Raw genomic sequence first — 15,140 nt, forward strand, 5'->3', positions numbered from 1 at the left:
TACTTACCTCTTAATTGCCCATAATTGAATATCAATTTGTGCGAATTTTCTAGTTAAATAAATTGATATAATTTTTGAATCATAAATAGATTTCCAAAACTCTGATTTCTTATCCAACTCAAAATAAACATAGTCAGACATAAATGGTATTTGCTTTGGAGAAGAAGACATCGCTGAAACTTTGATACCTGGTAACTGCTTAGATACAACATTTGTTATCTGTGCTTTTGATGCAACCTTTATCATCTTAGGTAGCGCAAGAGATAATTGTTCTTTTGGTATCTCTGTCTTGCATGCAATTACAAAGCCCCATTCAGCAATATTTGCCATATCTACACTTTCTATATTTGCAGTGTATAGTGCATATTTATCAATATAATCAAGAGGAACTCTTATTGATCTTTCCTCAAAGACATAAGCAAATGCTTCTTTAAGATCTTCAGATAGTGCTGTAAAGCTAGTTGTCAAATCATCATGTTTATATTTAGGATATTGATTATATCCTTTTTCTTGGTGAGTAAAAGTTCTTAACTCAGATGAGAATGTTAGTAGCACTCTGAATAACTCTTCTGGATGCACTCTTTCACTATCATGGATATGTTGTATCGATGGAATGTATCTATTTAATAGTTGCATAAATAAAGCTTCCATAATCCCTGCTGTCCCATAATCATCGATATTTGATAGCCTTTGAGTCAGCTGTTTTCTTCTTTGTTGAGCTAACATAAAAATATTTTTCAAACTCTTTTTTAGCTTAGCGTTTGCAAAAACATTTAATAAAGGCGGAATAAAATCTTTATCTAACAATACTGTTTTATTAGAACTTACTGAATTAATTTTAGCAACTGGTAATATAATGAAGTCTTGATAGTTTGCGGTATCTGTAATTAGATACATATTTAATTTTAAAGTAGCAATTTCCAATGACTGTTCAAGTCCTACCATTGCATCACTAACTGACTGCTTATAAGTATAATACCTTTCAGTAGTAGCATCTAACTTGCTATCTGCTGCCAACTTAGCATTGCTAGGTAATGGAGCAATTGCTATATATATAGTCTTCCCAGAGGCTGATTCATCAACCTGCAATGATAGCTCATCAGCATCAACACTAGGAATATTGATTAGTGTTCCATCAGGCATAACAGCTTCACACTTTGAAAAAGAAACTATACCTTGTTCTAGTTTAGCCTCATCAATTTCTATATTTTTCACTCCATAAAAATACTTAGCATTCCTAACTAGCTGGAGCTGTGCTGACTCATTAAAAGAATCTTGTACTTGAAAGTGGTGCTGAGAGACCGACAACCCTGAAAACCATGCTACTCTTTTCATACTCAAACTATCCTAGTTTATTTCATTATTCTTTTAACTTAATTCCATAATTTGTAAGCTTCAATTTATAAGTTTTAGAGAAGTAATGCTTAGTAACAGGAACTACTTGTTTCCAATCTAAATTAATGTTTCTATACCCTGCTGCTACACCTATATACTTAGCATCATCATCTGTATAGAAATATATTTCTTTTTCTTCGCCTGGCTGAATTATATATGTTTCTCTAGAAATAACAGATCCTTTCAAACCATCTTCACTATTTATTTTAGAAAAATTAGCCGAATCAAATGCTAGTTTATCCTTAAGCTGGAAAACATAAATCATTAACGATGATGGGTTTCCTTGTAAGTTTGGATTTATATCCTTACTAGCATTCATATCTACATAAACAGTAGAGCATGAACCTAATAATAAAGATAATACAACCATCATCAAAATATGTAATTTCTTATTCATCATTTTTCACCCACTTATATTAGTTACTCTGATTATATTTTTCTGAGATATATTCTTTTATATTTTTCTGCTTTTGCTTCTGTGTTGTACCTAACATTTGTGTATATTTAGCTTTATGCTTTGTCCAACATTTAGTAGCCAATGTCCCTGGAATAACTCTACCAGCTTCAGAAACTTCTCTTTCTATCTTCTCAGGATCAAAAGCATCAACAACTAGTTCGACAACTTCACGAGTTGAATTATCAACTTTTTTAAAGTGTGAAGTAATTTCACTAATAGACTCCCCAACAGCTTGTCTAGGAGGCATTATCTGACCATTTGTATCAAAGAAAATAGTCTCTAGTGCTTGTTTTGCTGACATACTCATTTTAAATGGATTTTTTACCTGAGACGTAAACATTGTTAAATCACTGTCTAACTTATTTTTAGCACTATTTCTTTCCATCATCAAACGAATCACACCATCGATAGAATAAGATAATATATCAATGACATCAGAGTAAATTTTATTCTTATCAACTTGTGAAATCACATTGTATGAAAGTCCAATTTTTTGACATAACATGTTTAAAAAAACATCTGATTCAGCTGATCTACTATTTTCAGCTCTGTTTTGCTCAACTTGCTCAACATGTCTTAGGTTATTATTTATTGACTCATTATTGTGTATTGTTCCTTGAGGAACATGCTTTTGAGAATTAGTATTTTGTTTAGCTCTCTCAAAATCAGTATGATAAGATGGTTGCTGCTCAGCTGAATAATCTTCTTTTTTATAACTATGCGGCTGAGGTGCTTGTGGCTTTTCATACACGGGGGCTTGTTGCTTTTCAGGTTGCTGTATCGCAGAAAAGTCAAACTCTTGCTCCGCATCACTTATATTAACAATATGTGCCAAATCCTCTAAAGAAGCTTCTTCATTAGAAGCTGAATTTAAAAACTGCTCTTCAGCACCTGCTGAATGCTCTATAGCTTGAGGTTGAGGTAATTCATCCATCACAAAATCAGAATTCACTCTTAAATGCTCAAACGCATCTCTTGTCTGATGTGCGCTATGGTCATGACTCTCTTCAAAAGGTAAATGATTATTATCTGCTAGATTAGTTTCCTCTAAAAAAGCTAAGTTATCATTAGAATTCTGTGATTCTTGATTATTAATAATATGCTTAATATCTGAATGCTCACTATTTTTTGAAATATTTGCTACAACGAGTTTGTACAAACCTAGCTCAAGTACATCTCCTTGTTTGATTTTTGTTGGAAAATTTCGCTCAAGCCTTAAACCATTTAATTTAGTACCATTAGTACTAATATCTGTAATAAAAAACTCTCCATACTGAGATTCTAAATGTATGTGTTTTCCAGAGATCTTACGTGTATGATCACTCAACGGCCATTGACAATTTTTAGATCTACCAATATAACCACCTAATTCTGAAAAAGTTTTTTGGATTTCTACATTCCCATACTCAGCTACAATATCTTGGGAGTTACCAACCCTGAAAGTTAACATATTACTCAACCCTACAATTTTAATACATTTCTAAATAAACATTATATCAACTACACACGCAGTCATATTGTCTTTTCCAGTTTTTTTTAGTGACTCTGCAATCATAGTGTCGCAAGTAACACCTGGAGCTTCATTTTTAGATAAAATACTGGATAACTCATCATCACTAAGCTCTTTATTTATACCATCAGTACAAAGCAAAAATCTTTCACTCTCTTTCAATACTAGTCTAATTTCATCTACAACGACATCTTCCTCTCCTCCAACGACTCGCGCTAAAGCACCCTTATATTGTTCTGCCATAGGGTGAAAATCATCAACAAGGCCTTTTTGTTGTAAAGAATTAAAGACTGTATGATCAACTGTAATCTGACTTAGAGCATTAACTGCAGGATCAAATCGATAGACTCGACTATCACCAACCCAAAGTATAGCAATCTTATTACCCCTAATTACTAAAGCAACCAATGTAGTCCCACATTTTACGGACTCCCCTAGTTTTTTAGCATAATAAAAAAGCTCTGTATTTTTTGATCTTATTAAGGACTTAATAAAGTCTACTGTTTGATTAAAACCAGTTACATTATCTGGTATAGATATTTTTTGAGTTAAAAGACCGCTAGCATATTCACCATTATGATGCCCTCCCATGCCATCAGCAACTATCCAAACTCCCATTTCAGGTTGAGCTAAAAATGCATCCTGATTAACAGATCTTTTATTGCCGACATGAGTTTTAACATTTGATGTTATTTTCAAAGACTTGGCCATAACTATATTATAAAATTCCTAATAATTTTGTATTAAAATCTAACCATATAAAAACACTAATTGAGCTATTATACAACTAAATAATAACAAAATATTACATAGCTATAATAACTCAAAAAGAATATTTTAAAATGATTAAGATTAACTAGCGTTTGTTGTGTCTAAGTGACCACTAACATTGATTACTTTATCATCAATATCAATTGTTTGGAATTTCATTCTAATCACAAGTTGTCCACGACCTTTTTCTTTAGCGTCTCTTTGATCTCCTTGCTCAAGAACAAGATCAGTAACAATACCATCTTTAAATGAAGCATGCATATTTACTTTATTTTGACCACCTGTAGGAGCTCTGTCTACTTCATATACACTTAGCTCTTTAATATTATCTTTACCAGCCATAACGTTTAATAGTAAAGCTGAGATACTGTGATACATAGGAACCTTAACAAATACTTCAGACTCTAGAGATGCTTGAGAATGATCAGCAGCACCAAAGCTATCATTATGAGGCTGTTTAAATTCATAACCCCAATCAAAAGTTAAACAATAATCTTCAGATAAAGGTGCCGTAGTATTGCTGTTACGGCCTGCAACTTCTTTTGATCCTGTTTTTTGTGTAATCGTACCAAATTTATCAGAGTCGATTTTTATTAAAACTGGCATACTAATATCTCCTAATGTTAATTTATATATTTACATATTTAGTTAGTACTTTTTTAAAAATATATTTAAGTACTAACTGTGATTGTAGACAAATTAATTTTACATTTCTAGCAAAAAAATAAAAAATAAGAATAATTTTTTAAAAATCATCTGGTATGTTTATTTACTTTTACGTTAGTGAGGCATAAAATTAACTTAATCAAATTTGTGACAGTTTAAACTAACTCAATGAAAACAACGCAGAAGCAAAATTTTTCTGACCAGCATACGACCTTTAAGACACAAAGCGTTCACCAAAATAATATCTACGAAGTTGATTTTGTTTCTAGTGAGAAAATCATACTCAAAGACATAAAAAATAATAAACTTGATGCTGAACTAGCACTCTCATGTATCATGATTCCTCAACAAGGTGATATCGTCTCAACAGTATCATATAAAGATGACATCTATATAACATCTATTATTAAAAGCTATAGCCTAGAACCAAAACAATATCATTTAAAGGGACTAGTAAAGGCTGGCTTAGATGAGAGTTATTTAAACATATCCCCCCAGAAAATAGAGTTAAAAACTCGTAAAATAAATCTTATATCACATACACTTTCAGCTTTATCAAAGGTTGGCAAATGGTTGATTGATGGAATGACAATCAAATCCAAGACAATTCACCAAGAATCTGTAAGCCAAAATATAAGTTGTAAAGAAACTTTAGATATATCAGCTCAAAATAGAAAAGTAGATATAACAGATATAGACTCACAAAGTGCTAAAGTAACTATTCAAGATAGTAAACAGATCAACATTACTACAGATAAGCTAAATATCAATAGTTAATTTTTTGACAAAGTTGATAGCTTTATTCTAAGTATTATTAATATTTATTGTTTTATTATTATATAATTAAATCTATTAGTATAGATAAGGTTAGTAACAAATGAGGATAAATATAAAATTTTCAATAATTACTTTCATGCTCATACTACCTATACTAGGTACATCTCAGTCGATTGCTAATAGCACAACTTTCTTCCCAAAGACTAAAGCAGAGAAAGTATATGACTCCACAACCTTAATAACCTCTTTATTTTTAAATAAGTATATATCCCCTTCAGAAGAAATTATTCATAAGTATTTTAGAATTTCTATAGATAAATATAGATTATTTAATATAGCCCCTTACTTAACAAATAATTATGGTGATAAAACTATGATAGACATCACAGGAGAATCAAGGTTTTTTGATCTTAATAAAGACTCTTGTTATTACTATCATGATAATAGCCAGAGTGTAATAATAGAAACTAGACCTATAATGAAAACAACTAGAAGTTGGTGTAGGGTTGTTACAAAAGAATAAGTTTTATAAGTCTTCTTTGATTTTTACCCAATCCTGCATAGTAGTTATCAGCTCAGCGAACATATCTGCCATAAGAAGTAAATCAACCTCATGCCCAACATTTTCTTCTTTATTTAGATCTTTTATACCTTCTAAAAATTTTATAGATTTAAACTGTAGCTTAGTATTTGCTGTCATTGCTAGCTGCTCTTTCCAAGTTATTGCCAGCTCTGTAATATATCCTCCGCTATCAATAAATGATTTGATATTATCATTTAGCATCGAACTACCCTGACATGATATATTTGCAATACTATCTCCAATGGCGCTAGTAAGTTTACATTTCTCAGCAATCTCTACATCTACTGGATATGCACTATCAACCAACCACTCTGTTAGTATATCTGTCTCTTCCTCAATTACTGGTTCAAATCTAGCTTCACACCTTTGTAATAAATCAAGAACCTCTGTAATTTGCTTGTCAGATATACTATCAATAACTAAATAATTATTTGTTAAATCCAGATATCCATATATTTTCTTAAACTTACTAAAAGCTTGTGGAAGAAGCCTTTGCTCCATATCTTCTTTGATTTGAGTTTTTTCTTTTTTACTCACATATCTCGTTAGTTCAAGCTCTTCTATATATTCTTGTGTTTGTTGATTTATTACCTGAGCTGGCAGAATTTTTTCTTCAGTTAATAAGCAAAATGCTGCTAAATGATTAAACTTAAAAAGACAGTTTTGATCCTTTATAAAAGGATTAACAAAACCTCGAGAGGATTTTTGAGAATTACTACAAGGTATAAAAACAAGCTTATTTATAGAATCTTCGAAGATATCAATATTAATCTCAGTAATTTTAAAAGCTGTTAAATTTTTAAAAAACATAATTGTTACTAATTAGTATTAGATCGTCTCAAAATAATAAAACATCTAATGCTAAAGTAAAACTATTAAATACATGGTTTTTAATATTTTATAAGCTTCCTTGTTTGTAAATTATAAGATTTCAATATTTTAAAATCTAAAACAGCATTTGTAGACCCTACTGATGAATATTTCATTATAGCTATCTCATCAAATACAATTTCTTTTGAGAAATTATATGTTAAAAAACCATCATGATTATTAGCGCCATAAGCTAAACTAATATGCGGATTCAGCTGATAATCACTACCTAAATCAATTTCTTTAACTTTGTTAAAAAGTTTATCTAACTCTTTAGTTTTCAATAACTTCAAATAGTAATTCATATAATAAGAATCTAAATTTTTAACAAGGCTTTCTATTTTTAATGAAATACTTTCACAACCTAATTTAGCTACAAAAGTATCAAAATCAGCAAAGATCTCCTGCTCTGAAGTAAACAAAGTCATATGAGGAGTAAAGGACGGTTGCTGAGAAATAAAAGAATTATAATCTACACATTTTGATAGCGGTATAAGAAATTCTTTAGCAGGAACAAGCCAAATACTATATTTTTGAGAACTCATCTTTTAAGATCCTAACAATAATTTCAATATTTGTTATAATAGCAAATCTTTATTTATACTAATTAAAATTTCTAGGAATAATATGTCACAAATAGTTGTCTGTGCAATGTACAAATTTGTAACTCTTGAAGACTTTGAAGCAATGCGCCAGCCACTTCTTGATACAATGATAAAAAACAATGTTAAAGGCACCTTGCTTTTGGCAAATGAAGGAATTAATGGAACTGTAGCCGGAACTCGTGAAAGTGTAGATGCTTTACTTGATTATCTAAAGTCTGATCCTCGTTTAGCAGATATTGACTATAAAGAATCACTTCATGAAGAAATGCCCTTTTATCGTTCAAAAGTTAAGCTTAAAAAAGAAATTGTAACTCTTGGGGTCGATGAAATAGATCCGAATAAAGTTTGTGGTCAATATGTAAAACCAAAGGACTGGAATGCTCTAATATCTGATCCTGAAACTCTACTAATCGATACACGTAATGATTATGAAATTGAAATAGGCACATTTGAAAATGCTGTAAATCCAAATACAGAAACATTCCGTGAGTTTCCTGAATATGTTGATGAAAATTTAGACCCTAAAAAACATAAGAAAGTTGCGATGTTTTGTACAGGTGGAATTAGATGCGAGAAATCTACAGCTCTTATGAAAGCCAAAGGTTTTGATGAAGTTTATCATCTACAAGGTGGCATTCTAAAATACCTTGAAGAAGTACCAAAAGAAGAATCTATGTGGCAAGGAGAATGCTTTGTATTTGACTCTAGAGTAGCTGTAAACCACGATCTAGAAAAAGGTAATTATGATCAATGCTTTGCATGTCGTATGCCAATTACAGAAGAAGATAAGAAGCGTCCTGAATATGTTAAAGGCATAAGCTGCCACCACTGTTATGATAAAGCTACTGAAAAACAAAAATCTCGTTTTGCTGAACGTGAAAAACAATCTCAACTAGCAGCTGAAAGAGGTTTTTCCCATGTTGGTGATGAGGCAAAAAGATTAGCAAAGTTAAATAAACAACAGAAACAAAAAGCTAAAGAAGAAGCTCGTAAGAAAGCTAAAAAATAGTTAAGTTTCTAGCCATTTAAATAAATACCATTATCTCTAATTACTATTTTTTTATGTTTTAAAAGAGTTCCTATCGCTCTTTTAAATGCTGCTTTACTAATACCAAACTCTCTTTTTATATCATCTGGACTAGACTTATCATTGAAAGGTGAAGATCCATCGTGAGCAATTAAATACTTTTCAACAAGTTCTGCATTTTTGTCCAAATCTTTATGAGCTAGTTGTAATGATAAATCTATACGACCATCTTCACGAATATTTTTGATATAGCCTTTTTTTGATTGGCCAAAACTTAGTCTTGTAAACACTTCTGAACCATAAAGGATACCCCAATATTTACTATTGATAATTGCTTTATAGCCAATATTTGTTGAATTAGCAATTAGTAAATCTACTTCTTGATTAGGCTTAAGATCATCACCAGCATAATCTGTAATAAACTTATTAATCTTAGATGATGCTGTAATTCGACCATTTACTTTATCAAGATATAAATAAACAATATATGATTTGCCAAGCTCAAAAGGTCTATGCTGTTCTGCTAATGGTACAAATAGATCTTTATCTAAACCCCAATCTAAAAATGCTCCAATTTGAGTAATGTTTTTAACCTCTAGATATGCAACTTCTCCAACTGTTGGTACTGTCTTTGTAGTTGCTACTACTTCAGATTTAGAATTTTGATACAAAAATACACTTAATTCTTCCCCTACTTCAGGAACATCTGTAAGCTCTGATAATGCCAACTCTACATCACCTAAATTTAGAGCATCTAAAACTAAGTTTTTATGGTTTACTTCAAGAACTTTTAAATTATGATATTTACCTATTGAAATCAAGACATTCACCTTTTTAAATTTATACAAGAGAATATTATCATAGTTAAATCTAGACTAACATTAATAATCAAAATTTGCTTTACAACTATTCTTTCAAATAGTTTAATACCATATATAGTTTGCTAAATTTAAGTGAAAGAAATGAAAAAAATTGCCTTTTTAGTCTCTATTTTAGGAATTCTTATATCAACAAATATTTACGCGAAACAACTGGTGCTACCTAATAATGTAGTAGCTTTTTCTAGCTTAGAAGGTAAGAATTTACTAAAAACAGCTCCTGAAGAATATTCTCAACAATACTGGAAGCTTTCTGAATATTTTACAACTGAGTATGGTACAAGTTTTTGTGGACCCGCTTCTGATGTTATGGTTTTAAATGCTCTTGGTATCGAGCCAACAATGTCACCTGATCACCAACCCTATACCATATTTGATCAAACTAATATTTTTTATAACAAAAAACTTATTAAAGCAGGAATAAACCCAAATCGAATTTATGCTCATGGTTTACCTATCGATGAGACAGCTCAAATTATTAACGATCAAAATACTATTGGAGCAAAAGCTATTGCTAAAGTTTACCATGCAAATCAGTTTAAAAATGAGGAACAATTTAAAAATAACCTATTAAATAATATGAAAAATGGTAAATATATAATAATCAATTATAGCCGCTCTGATATGGGTGCTCAAGGAGGTGGACACTTCTCTCCTTTAGCTGCTTATAATTCTAAAGCTGATATGTGGCTACTTTTGGATGTAGCAAGATATAAATATGAACCATCTTGGATAAAAACATCCGATCTCTTTAAAGCTATCCAAGGTAAAGATTCTGAATCTAACTTACCTCGTGGAATTATTATTGTTTCTAAAGTGAATGTTAATTACTAAAGATTGGCCAGTTATCTGCGTCTAAATACTGCTTATTTGCAAAACTATATCTAAATCTAGATTTGATCATACTAACATCCCAGCTTGATATATCCTGATTAAAAGATTTTGCATCATAAAACATATTGTTCATAATAACTATATTTGATGTATCCCAGTGAGAGATATCTTGATTAAATGAGTATGCACCATTAAACATATCTTGTGTATATACTACGTTTGATATATCCCATTTATCAAGAGGCTTATTAAAAGCATGTGCATTGAAAAACATTGCTGTCATATTATCGACACTAGAGACATTCCATTTATTAATATCATAATTAAAGCTATATGCATTTTTAAACATCTGAGACATATCTTTTACTTTGGAAGTATCCCAATCACCAATATTTTGATTAAAACTATATAAGTTTTCAAACATGCCCTCCATCGTAGTGACATTTGAGGTATCCCAGCTTGTTATACCAATTGGTAAATTTCTATATAAAGCCTCATTACTTAATAGATTAGATAAGTGTGACATATCTGTAACATGGGAAGTACAAAGATGTATTTTTCCAATAGCAAAATCTCTAAAACTTTCTCTAAGAGTATTATTATCAACAACTAAATATTTATGGCTATAATGTTCAACCTCTGAACCAACATAATCATCTTTGCAAATAATTGTTTTTAAGTTAGCAAATGAACAATTACCAAATAAAATCGCTAACAAAATAAAGAAAGGCTGTATAAACTTCATAATCGTCTTTTAATTTAATACAGAAGTTATCTAATTATAATTCATTATAAAACAAATACAGTTTCAGACATGTAACAATATGTAACACTTTTGTTACATTCAAATGTAATTTTAAAAGCTATGATGCTATAATTTGGATAATATATACTCATATTAAATGTGAATAATGCAGAAAAGAATTGCTATAGTTGACGATGAGTCAGATATTAGAGAGGGATTAGCTAACTATCTTGTTCAAAATCATTATTTAGTTGATGATTTTGATAGTGGTATATCATTTCTTGATGCGTTATCAGAAAGATCTTATGACTTAGTTATTTTAGATGTCATGATGCCTGAAATAGATGGATTAGACACCTGTCGACAAATTCGTAAAATATCTGAAGTCCCTGTAATATTTTTATCTTCAGCAGGAGAATCTTTTGATCGTATATTAGGAATTGAAACAGGTGCTGATGACTATATCACAAAACCATTTAATCCTCGTGAAGTTCTTGCACGCATAAAATCAATACTAAAAAGAACAGATATAAAGCCAACTGCACAATCTCAAATAAAAACCCCATATTGGAGTATTGATACTCAACAGCATAAAATTTCATATAATAATGGTGAAGAAATAGTATTTACTCCTGCTTTGTATAAACTATTTGATTATTTATACAGACATAAATCTAAAACCATCACACGTGAGAAGATCTATGAAGATATACTTAAGCGCCCGTTTGAAGAGTTTGATCGCACTATAGATATTCGTATAAGTAGATTGCGTAAACTATTAGATGCGAATCCAGATCAAACTGCTGATAGCAGCTATATTCAGACAATAAAAGGAACAGGATACTGCCTGAATTTATACGATGAATATATCTCTTCGTAAACTTATCCGCTCACAAAAAAAGCTTTTATTAGTTAGTATTGCTATTATATCTGGACTAATTGTTATACAGTTTTCGTATGTTGGTTATGTAGTAAATTCGGGTACTGATGTAGCTGCAGAACGTATAGTTGTCCCACTAAAAAAATCTAAACAGTCAAAAGATAATTTACTGCTTAATGATATTGAAAGGACAGATTTTAAAAAAGCCCTACACAATCTATATCGTAGTTTTACAATATATTCTAAACAGCCAGTATGTACAAAACATGAGCTTAGCAAGCTTATAAATAAATATGAAGTTCTTGTACAAAGCTGTGAAAGTATTCAGGTTTCAAACAATGTTTGGGTTAATACTTTATACAAATCACAATACGCATTAACCTATCCTATCAATATTACTTTTGGATTAATTGCATTAGTCTTTTTTATATTACTTATAATATTTTTTATACAGCTTGCTTGGCGTATTCCTTATCTTGAATTTCAACAGTTTGCTTTTGAGATGGGTATGTACTTCCAATCAAAATCATTAAAAAAACATAAAGGCAAATTGCTTAGTTCAACTGTTGCTACGTTTGATTTTATGCAAAATCGAGTTAATCATATTATCGAATATCAAAATAAACTACTGGCTATGACATGCCACGATATTCGAACTCCTCTAGCAAGAATCCAAGCAAGAAGACTAACAGATTTAGAAAATTCTTTGAACAATAAAGATCTCAACGATATTGAAGAGATTAATCAAATGTTAGATGATTTAGTACTTTTTTCAAAAGAAAATTGGCTAGCTGGTATATCACCAGAAAAAGTAAGTATTAGTGAATTTATAGATGACATTGTTAATGAGTATATTGAACTTGATAAAGATATACGCCTAATAAATCAGCTTTATGATGACCTCTATTTAGAAATAAAAAAACCTGCATTAAAAAGAGCTATATCAAATATTATAAACAATGGCTTTAAGCATGGAAATCAAGTCAAAATTTATATTAATGATATAGATAACAATGCTTATAAACTTATTATACAAATTCAAGATAATGGTCCTGGAATTCCAGATGATGAAATAACAAAAGTATTTGAACCATTCTATACAGGCTCTTCAGCAAAAAAAGGCAATGGTTTAGGTCTAACAGTTTGTAAAGAAATAATTGAAGCACATCAAGGCGAGCTATATTTAAAAAATAATGTAGAAGGAGGATTAAATGTCACAATCAAATTATAAATCCTCTCTTTTAAACCTAGTAATGCTTTTATCATTTGTCTTGATAGCAAAAGTAGCTTTTGTGATTTATGTTTCTTATATAGTTAAATTCTATGCTTTTCATGACGTGTATTACAACCAGCACTTATACGTTAAAGGGTATCATTTCTTATTTCTAGGTTTTTTTTCGATAGGTTTCTTCTTTTTACCATTTTTACATTTACTTACTCGCTCTATTGATCATCGCAAAATTTTAAGGCTCTGTCTGATACTTCAAGGATCTGGTGTTATAGCTTTTATTTTAGCTCCTAGCTTACTTACTTTACTTATTTCTGCTGCTGCTATGTCGTTAGTCAATATAGTTATTATATTAGCTGTAGTGCAAGTTTCTCTAATCTCAAAACGACGCCACCAATTATGGGCTCTCGCATTAATACATGCTTTTGGTTTTACATTTGCTCTAGAAATATATCAAAGCCTATACCCTGTAAATACTAATATTCAATATATCCTTTACGGATGTGTAGCATTGATATTAATAAATTTCATATTACTTAATCTTATACAATTTGGTATATATAAAAATAGTAAGTCTAAAAATATTCTTGAGTACTATTTCATAGGTATATTTTCTATAGTAAAACATAGTAGGACATTTTTACTACACACTGTTATATTAGTAACTATGACATGCTTATATGTGTATATAGAAATGCTCAAACTTAGTAGCGTATATGTCAACGTGACTCATATGCCTAATATAGCAATCTCTTTACCAATTAGTACCATAATTATAATAACTCTCTGTTATATAGATAGTAACAAATTGAAACTAATTTTCTTTGCAATATTTACAGTAATATCAATATCACTATCTTTAATAATTATAATATTAATACCTGAACACATATTTAATCATAATAGTTTTAGAGGAGTCTTAATTGCTGATCGAGCTCTTAGTTTATCACTACTATCAATATGGATAGCTTATATTATTAGAAACTTTTTAGAAGTATTCAAAAAAGCATCCGTATTTTCATTTAGTGCTCTTTATTTAATATGTAATGTTCTAATTTGGTTATTTGGCAGACTTTTTTAAAACTTTTACATTGTTTAATAAAATTTAGCCCATTTACTAATCTTATTCTTAAACATCCAAAGATTGCCTAATAGTTTCTATATGTCGATGAGTTATTTAAAAAGGAGCTTTAAACATATAATATATCCACTAGGCAATTTGGGTATTCTAATTAGAAAATATTCTTTGTATTGACTAACTACTAAATCAACTTCTTATATCAACACTCTAGAGAGTACTTACTAAGGAGTGCAATTATAGCCAATCAAAAAGCAAAAGTATGTTTCAAAGGCGTAACAATATGTAACATTTTTGTTACATTGAAGATATTAAGATAAATCTTGGATTAGAAAACTAAAGCTCGATAGATAACTTCTCAAGCTTGATATTATTAAAACTAGGATTCAGAGTTGTATCTTTATTAGATTGTGATTTTATAATAAAGCTAATATTTTTAGTCTTTTTTAAAAACCTATTTATAAAACTTTTCTTACAGTTATTTTCTAATAATCTAACTTCTTGACCTACTATAAGCTCTAAATCTTTCCAAGCATTTTTTACTAAAACCTTAACATCATCATTAGGAATCCTATTTAAAACATGTTCTAGATTTACTTCTTGTATAGAGTTTTTATTATCTGAATTATAGTTTGATCCTATTATTGATAATAAAACTCTCGTTCCTTGATTTTGCTTTATAGTATAGTACACATTAGACAGTCTCTCCTTAGAATAACTTATGCCACTAAAAAGATGCTGAGTAAAACTACTATTATATATTTGAATAATCATGTATTTAGCTCCTTGACACTGTCAAAGCTTAATAGAAATACTAAAAATTTTGCTTATGATTC

The 15,140-nt window shown here is 30.0% G+C and carries 17 protein-coding genes; 7 read left to right on the top strand and 10 right to left on the bottom strand.

What is annotated here, in order from left to right; all coding sequences use genetic code 11:
• Positions 1–3: 3 nt before the first annotated feature.
• The 5 genes from tssK to QI37_RS01655 form a co-directional block, all read right to left on the bottom strand.
• The gene (gene tssK, locus QI37_RS01635; RefSeq protein WP_040007956.1) at positions 4–1,335 is read right to left on the bottom strand and encodes a type VI secretion system baseplate subunit TssK; all 1,332 of its coding nucleotides are present in this window, start codon (positions 1,333–1,335) and stop codon (positions 4–6) included.
• Positions 1,336–1,360: 25 nt separating this feature from the next.
• Positions 1,361–1,795 (bottom strand): type VI secretion system lipoprotein TssJ, encoded by a 435-nt coding sequence (gene tssJ, locus QI37_RS01640; RefSeq protein WP_040007957.1) that lies wholly within the window; start codon positions 1,793–1,795, stop codon positions 1,361–1,363.
• 16 nt (positions 1,796–1,811) lie between these two features.
• The gene (tagH, locus tag QI37_RS01645; RefSeq protein ID WP_040007960.1) at positions 1,812–3,302 is read right to left on the bottom strand and encodes a type VI secretion system-associated FHA domain protein TagH; all 1,491 of its coding nucleotides are present in this window, start codon (positions 3,300–3,302) and stop codon (positions 1,812–1,814) included.
• A 30-nt stretch (positions 3,303–3,332) separates the two neighbouring features.
• Positions 3,333–4,073, bottom strand: a complete 741-nt coding sequence (locus QI37_RS01650) for a PP2C family protein-serine/threonine phosphatase (RefSeq protein WP_040007961.1) — start codon at positions 4,071–4,073, stop codon at positions 3,333–3,335.
• Between the two features lie 141 nt (positions 4,074–4,214).
• Complete coding sequence (locus QI37_RS01655; protein ID WP_040007964.1) at positions 4,215–4,739, bottom strand: hypothetical protein; 525 nt, start codon at positions 4,737–4,739, stop codon at positions 4,215–4,217.
• Positions 4,740–4,967: 228 nt separating this feature from the next.
• Here QI37_RS01655 and QI37_RS01660 point away from each other — a divergent pair, with 228 nt between their 5' ends.
• Positions 4,968–5,576 carry a DUF3540 domain-containing protein gene (locus QI37_RS01660; protein WP_040007965.1) on the top strand — a complete coding sequence of 203 codons (609 nt, stop codon included), beginning with the start codon at positions 4,968–4,970 and terminating at the stop codon, positions 5,574–5,576.
• A 100-nt stretch (positions 5,577–5,676) separates the two neighbouring features.
• On the top strand, positions 5,677–6,099 hold the full coding sequence (locus tag QI37_RS01665) for a hypothetical protein (protein WP_144242689.1): 423 nt from the start codon (positions 5,677–5,679) through the stop codon (positions 6,097–6,099).
• 3 nt (positions 6,100–6,102) lie between these two features.
• Here the strand turns inward: QI37_RS01665 and rdgC are convergent, their stop codons facing one another.
• Both rdgC and QI37_RS01675 read right to left on the bottom strand, forming a co-directional pair.
• Entirely contained in the window at positions 6,103–6,969 is an 867-nt protein-coding gene (rdgC, locus tag QI37_RS01670) for a recombination-associated protein RdgC (protein WP_040007968.1), read from the bottom strand.
• An 80-nt stretch (positions 6,970–7,049) separates the two neighbouring features.
• Entirely contained in the window at positions 7,050–7,574 is a 525-nt protein-coding gene (locus QI37_RS01675) for a hypothetical protein (RefSeq protein WP_040007970.1), read from the bottom strand.
• Between the two features lie 82 nt (positions 7,575–7,656).
• Here QI37_RS01675 and trhO point away from each other — a divergent pair, with 82 nt between their 5' ends.
• Complete coding sequence (gene trhO / locus QI37_RS01680) at positions 7,657–8,643, top strand: oxygen-dependent tRNA uridine(34) hydroxylase TrhO (RefSeq protein WP_040007972.1); 987 nt, start codon at positions 7,657–7,659, stop codon at positions 8,641–8,643.
• An 8-nt stretch (positions 8,644–8,651) separates the two neighbouring features.
• Here the strand turns inward: trhO and QI37_RS01685 are convergent, their stop codons facing one another.
• A complete protein-coding gene (locus QI37_RS01685; protein WP_040007974.1) occupies positions 8,652–9,482 on the bottom strand; it encodes a CvfB family protein in 831 nt (276 codons plus the stop codon).
• Between the two features lie 141 nt (positions 9,483–9,623).
• Between QI37_RS01685 and QI37_RS01690 the strand changes: the two genes are divergently transcribed.
• A complete protein-coding gene (locus QI37_RS01690; RefSeq protein ID WP_040007977.1) occupies positions 9,624–10,373 on the top strand; it encodes a phytochelatin synthase family protein in 750 nt (249 codons plus the stop codon).
• On the opposite strand, the gene QI37_RS01695 is transcribed toward QI37_RS01690, so the two are convergent.
• Positions 10,363–11,118 (bottom strand): BspA family leucine-rich repeat surface protein, encoded by a 756-nt coding sequence (locus QI37_RS01695; RefSeq protein ID WP_052399119.1) that lies wholly within the window; start codon positions 11,116–11,118, stop codon positions 10,363–10,365. The two genes, QI37_RS01690 and QI37_RS01695, sit on opposite strands and share 11 nt — an antisense overlap.
• 166 nt (positions 11,119–11,284) lie before the next feature.
• Here QI37_RS01695 and QI37_RS01700 point away from each other — a divergent pair, with 166 nt between their 5' ends.
• Genes QI37_RS01700 through QI37_RS01710 form a run of 3 tightly spaced genes read left to right on the top strand, consistent with a single transcriptional unit; the run spans position 11,285 to position 14,307 of the window.
• Positions 11,285–11,998 carry a response regulator transcription factor gene (locus QI37_RS01700; protein WP_040007978.1) on the top strand — a complete coding sequence of 238 codons (714 nt, stop codon included), beginning with the start codon at positions 11,285–11,287 and terminating at the stop codon, positions 11,996–11,998.
• Positions 11,979–13,229: a sensor histidine kinase gene (locus tag QI37_RS01705; protein WP_040007981.1), complete on the top strand. Its 1,251-nt coding sequence runs from the start codon at positions 11,979–11,981 to the stop codon at positions 13,227–13,229. The genes QI37_RS01700 and QI37_RS01705 overlap by 20 nt, the downstream gene beginning before the upstream one ends.
• Entirely contained in the window at positions 13,210–14,307 is a 1,098-nt protein-coding gene (locus QI37_RS01710) for a hypothetical protein (protein WP_040007983.1), read from the top strand. Before QI37_RS01705 ends, QI37_RS01710 begins: the two co-directional genes overlap by 20 nt.
• 333 nt (positions 14,308–14,640) lie before the next feature.
• Here the strand turns inward: QI37_RS01710 and QI37_RS01715 are convergent, their stop codons facing one another.
• Positions 14,641–15,078: a normocyte binding protein 2b gene (locus QI37_RS01715; protein ID WP_235261389.1), complete on the bottom strand. Its 438-nt coding sequence runs from the start codon at positions 15,076–15,078 to the stop codon at positions 14,641–14,643.
• Positions 15,079–15,140 lie beyond the last annotated feature (62 nt).

This window comes from Candidatus Francisella endociliophora (genome assembly GCF_000764555.1).
Lineage (GTDB): Bacteria > Pseudomonadota > Gammaproteobacteria > Francisellales > Francisellaceae > Francisella > Francisella endociliophora.

What these genes read in the sequence shown, in the direction of transcription:
- tssK (WP_040007956.1), bottom strand. Translation starts at nt 1,335, where the DNA reads ATGAAAAGAGTAGCATGGTTTTCAGGGTTGTCGGTCTCTCAGCACCAC.
- tssJ (WP_040007957.1), bottom strand. Translation starts at nt 1,795, where the DNA reads ATGATGAATAAGAAATTACATATTTTGATGATGGTTGTATTATCTTTA.
- tagH (WP_040007960.1), bottom strand. Translation starts at nt 3,302, where the DNA reads ATGTTAACTTTCAGGGTTGGTAACTCCCAAGATATTGTAGCTGAGTAT.
- QI37_RS01650 (WP_040007961.1), bottom strand. Translation starts at nt 4,073, where the DNA reads ATGGCCAAGTCTTTGAAAATAACATCAAATGTTAAAACTCATGTCGGC.
- QI37_RS01655 (WP_040007964.1), bottom strand. Translation starts at nt 4,739, where the DNA reads ATGCCAGTTTTAATAAAAATCGACTCTGATAAATTTGGTACGATTACA.
- QI37_RS01660 (WP_040007965.1), top strand. Translation starts at nt 4,968, where the DNA reads ATGAAAACAACGCAGAAGCAAAATTTTTCTGACCAGCATACGACCTTT.
- QI37_RS01665 (WP_144242689.1), top strand. Translation starts at nt 5,677, where the DNA reads ATGAGGATAAATATAAAATTTTCAATAATTACTTTCATGCTCATACTA.
- rdgC (WP_040007968.1), bottom strand. Translation starts at nt 6,969, where the DNA reads ATGTTTTTTAAAAATTTAACAGCTTTTAAAATTACTGAGATTAATATT.
- QI37_RS01675 (WP_040007970.1), bottom strand. Translation starts at nt 7,574, where the DNA reads ATGAGTTCTCAAAAATATAGTATTTGGCTTGTTCCTGCTAAAGAATTT.
- trhO (WP_040007972.1), top strand. Translation starts at nt 7,657, where the DNA reads ATGTCACAAATAGTTGTCTGTGCAATGTACAAATTTGTAACTCTTGAA.
- QI37_RS01690 (WP_040007977.1), top strand. Translation starts at nt 9,624, where the DNA reads ATGAAAAAAATTGCCTTTTTAGTCTCTATTTTAGGAATTCTTATATCA.
- QI37_RS01695 (WP_052399119.1), bottom strand. Translation starts at nt 11,118, where the DNA reads ATGAAGTTTATACAGCCTTTCTTTATTTTGTTAGCGATTTTATTTGGT.
- QI37_RS01700 (WP_040007978.1), top strand. Translation starts at nt 11,285, where the DNA reads ATGCAGAAAAGAATTGCTATAGTTGACGATGAGTCAGATATTAGAGAG.
- QI37_RS01705 (WP_040007981.1), top strand. Translation starts at nt 11,979, where the DNA reads ATGAATATATCTCTTCGTAAACTTATCCGCTCACAAAAAAAGCTTTTA.
- QI37_RS01710 (WP_040007983.1), top strand. Translation starts at nt 13,210, where the DNA reads ATGTCACAATCAAATTATAAATCCTCTCTTTTAAACCTAGTAATGCTT.
- QI37_RS01715 (WP_235261389.1), bottom strand. Translation starts at nt 15,078, where the DNA reads ATGATTATTCAAATATATAATAGTAGTTTTACTCAGCATCTTTTTAGT.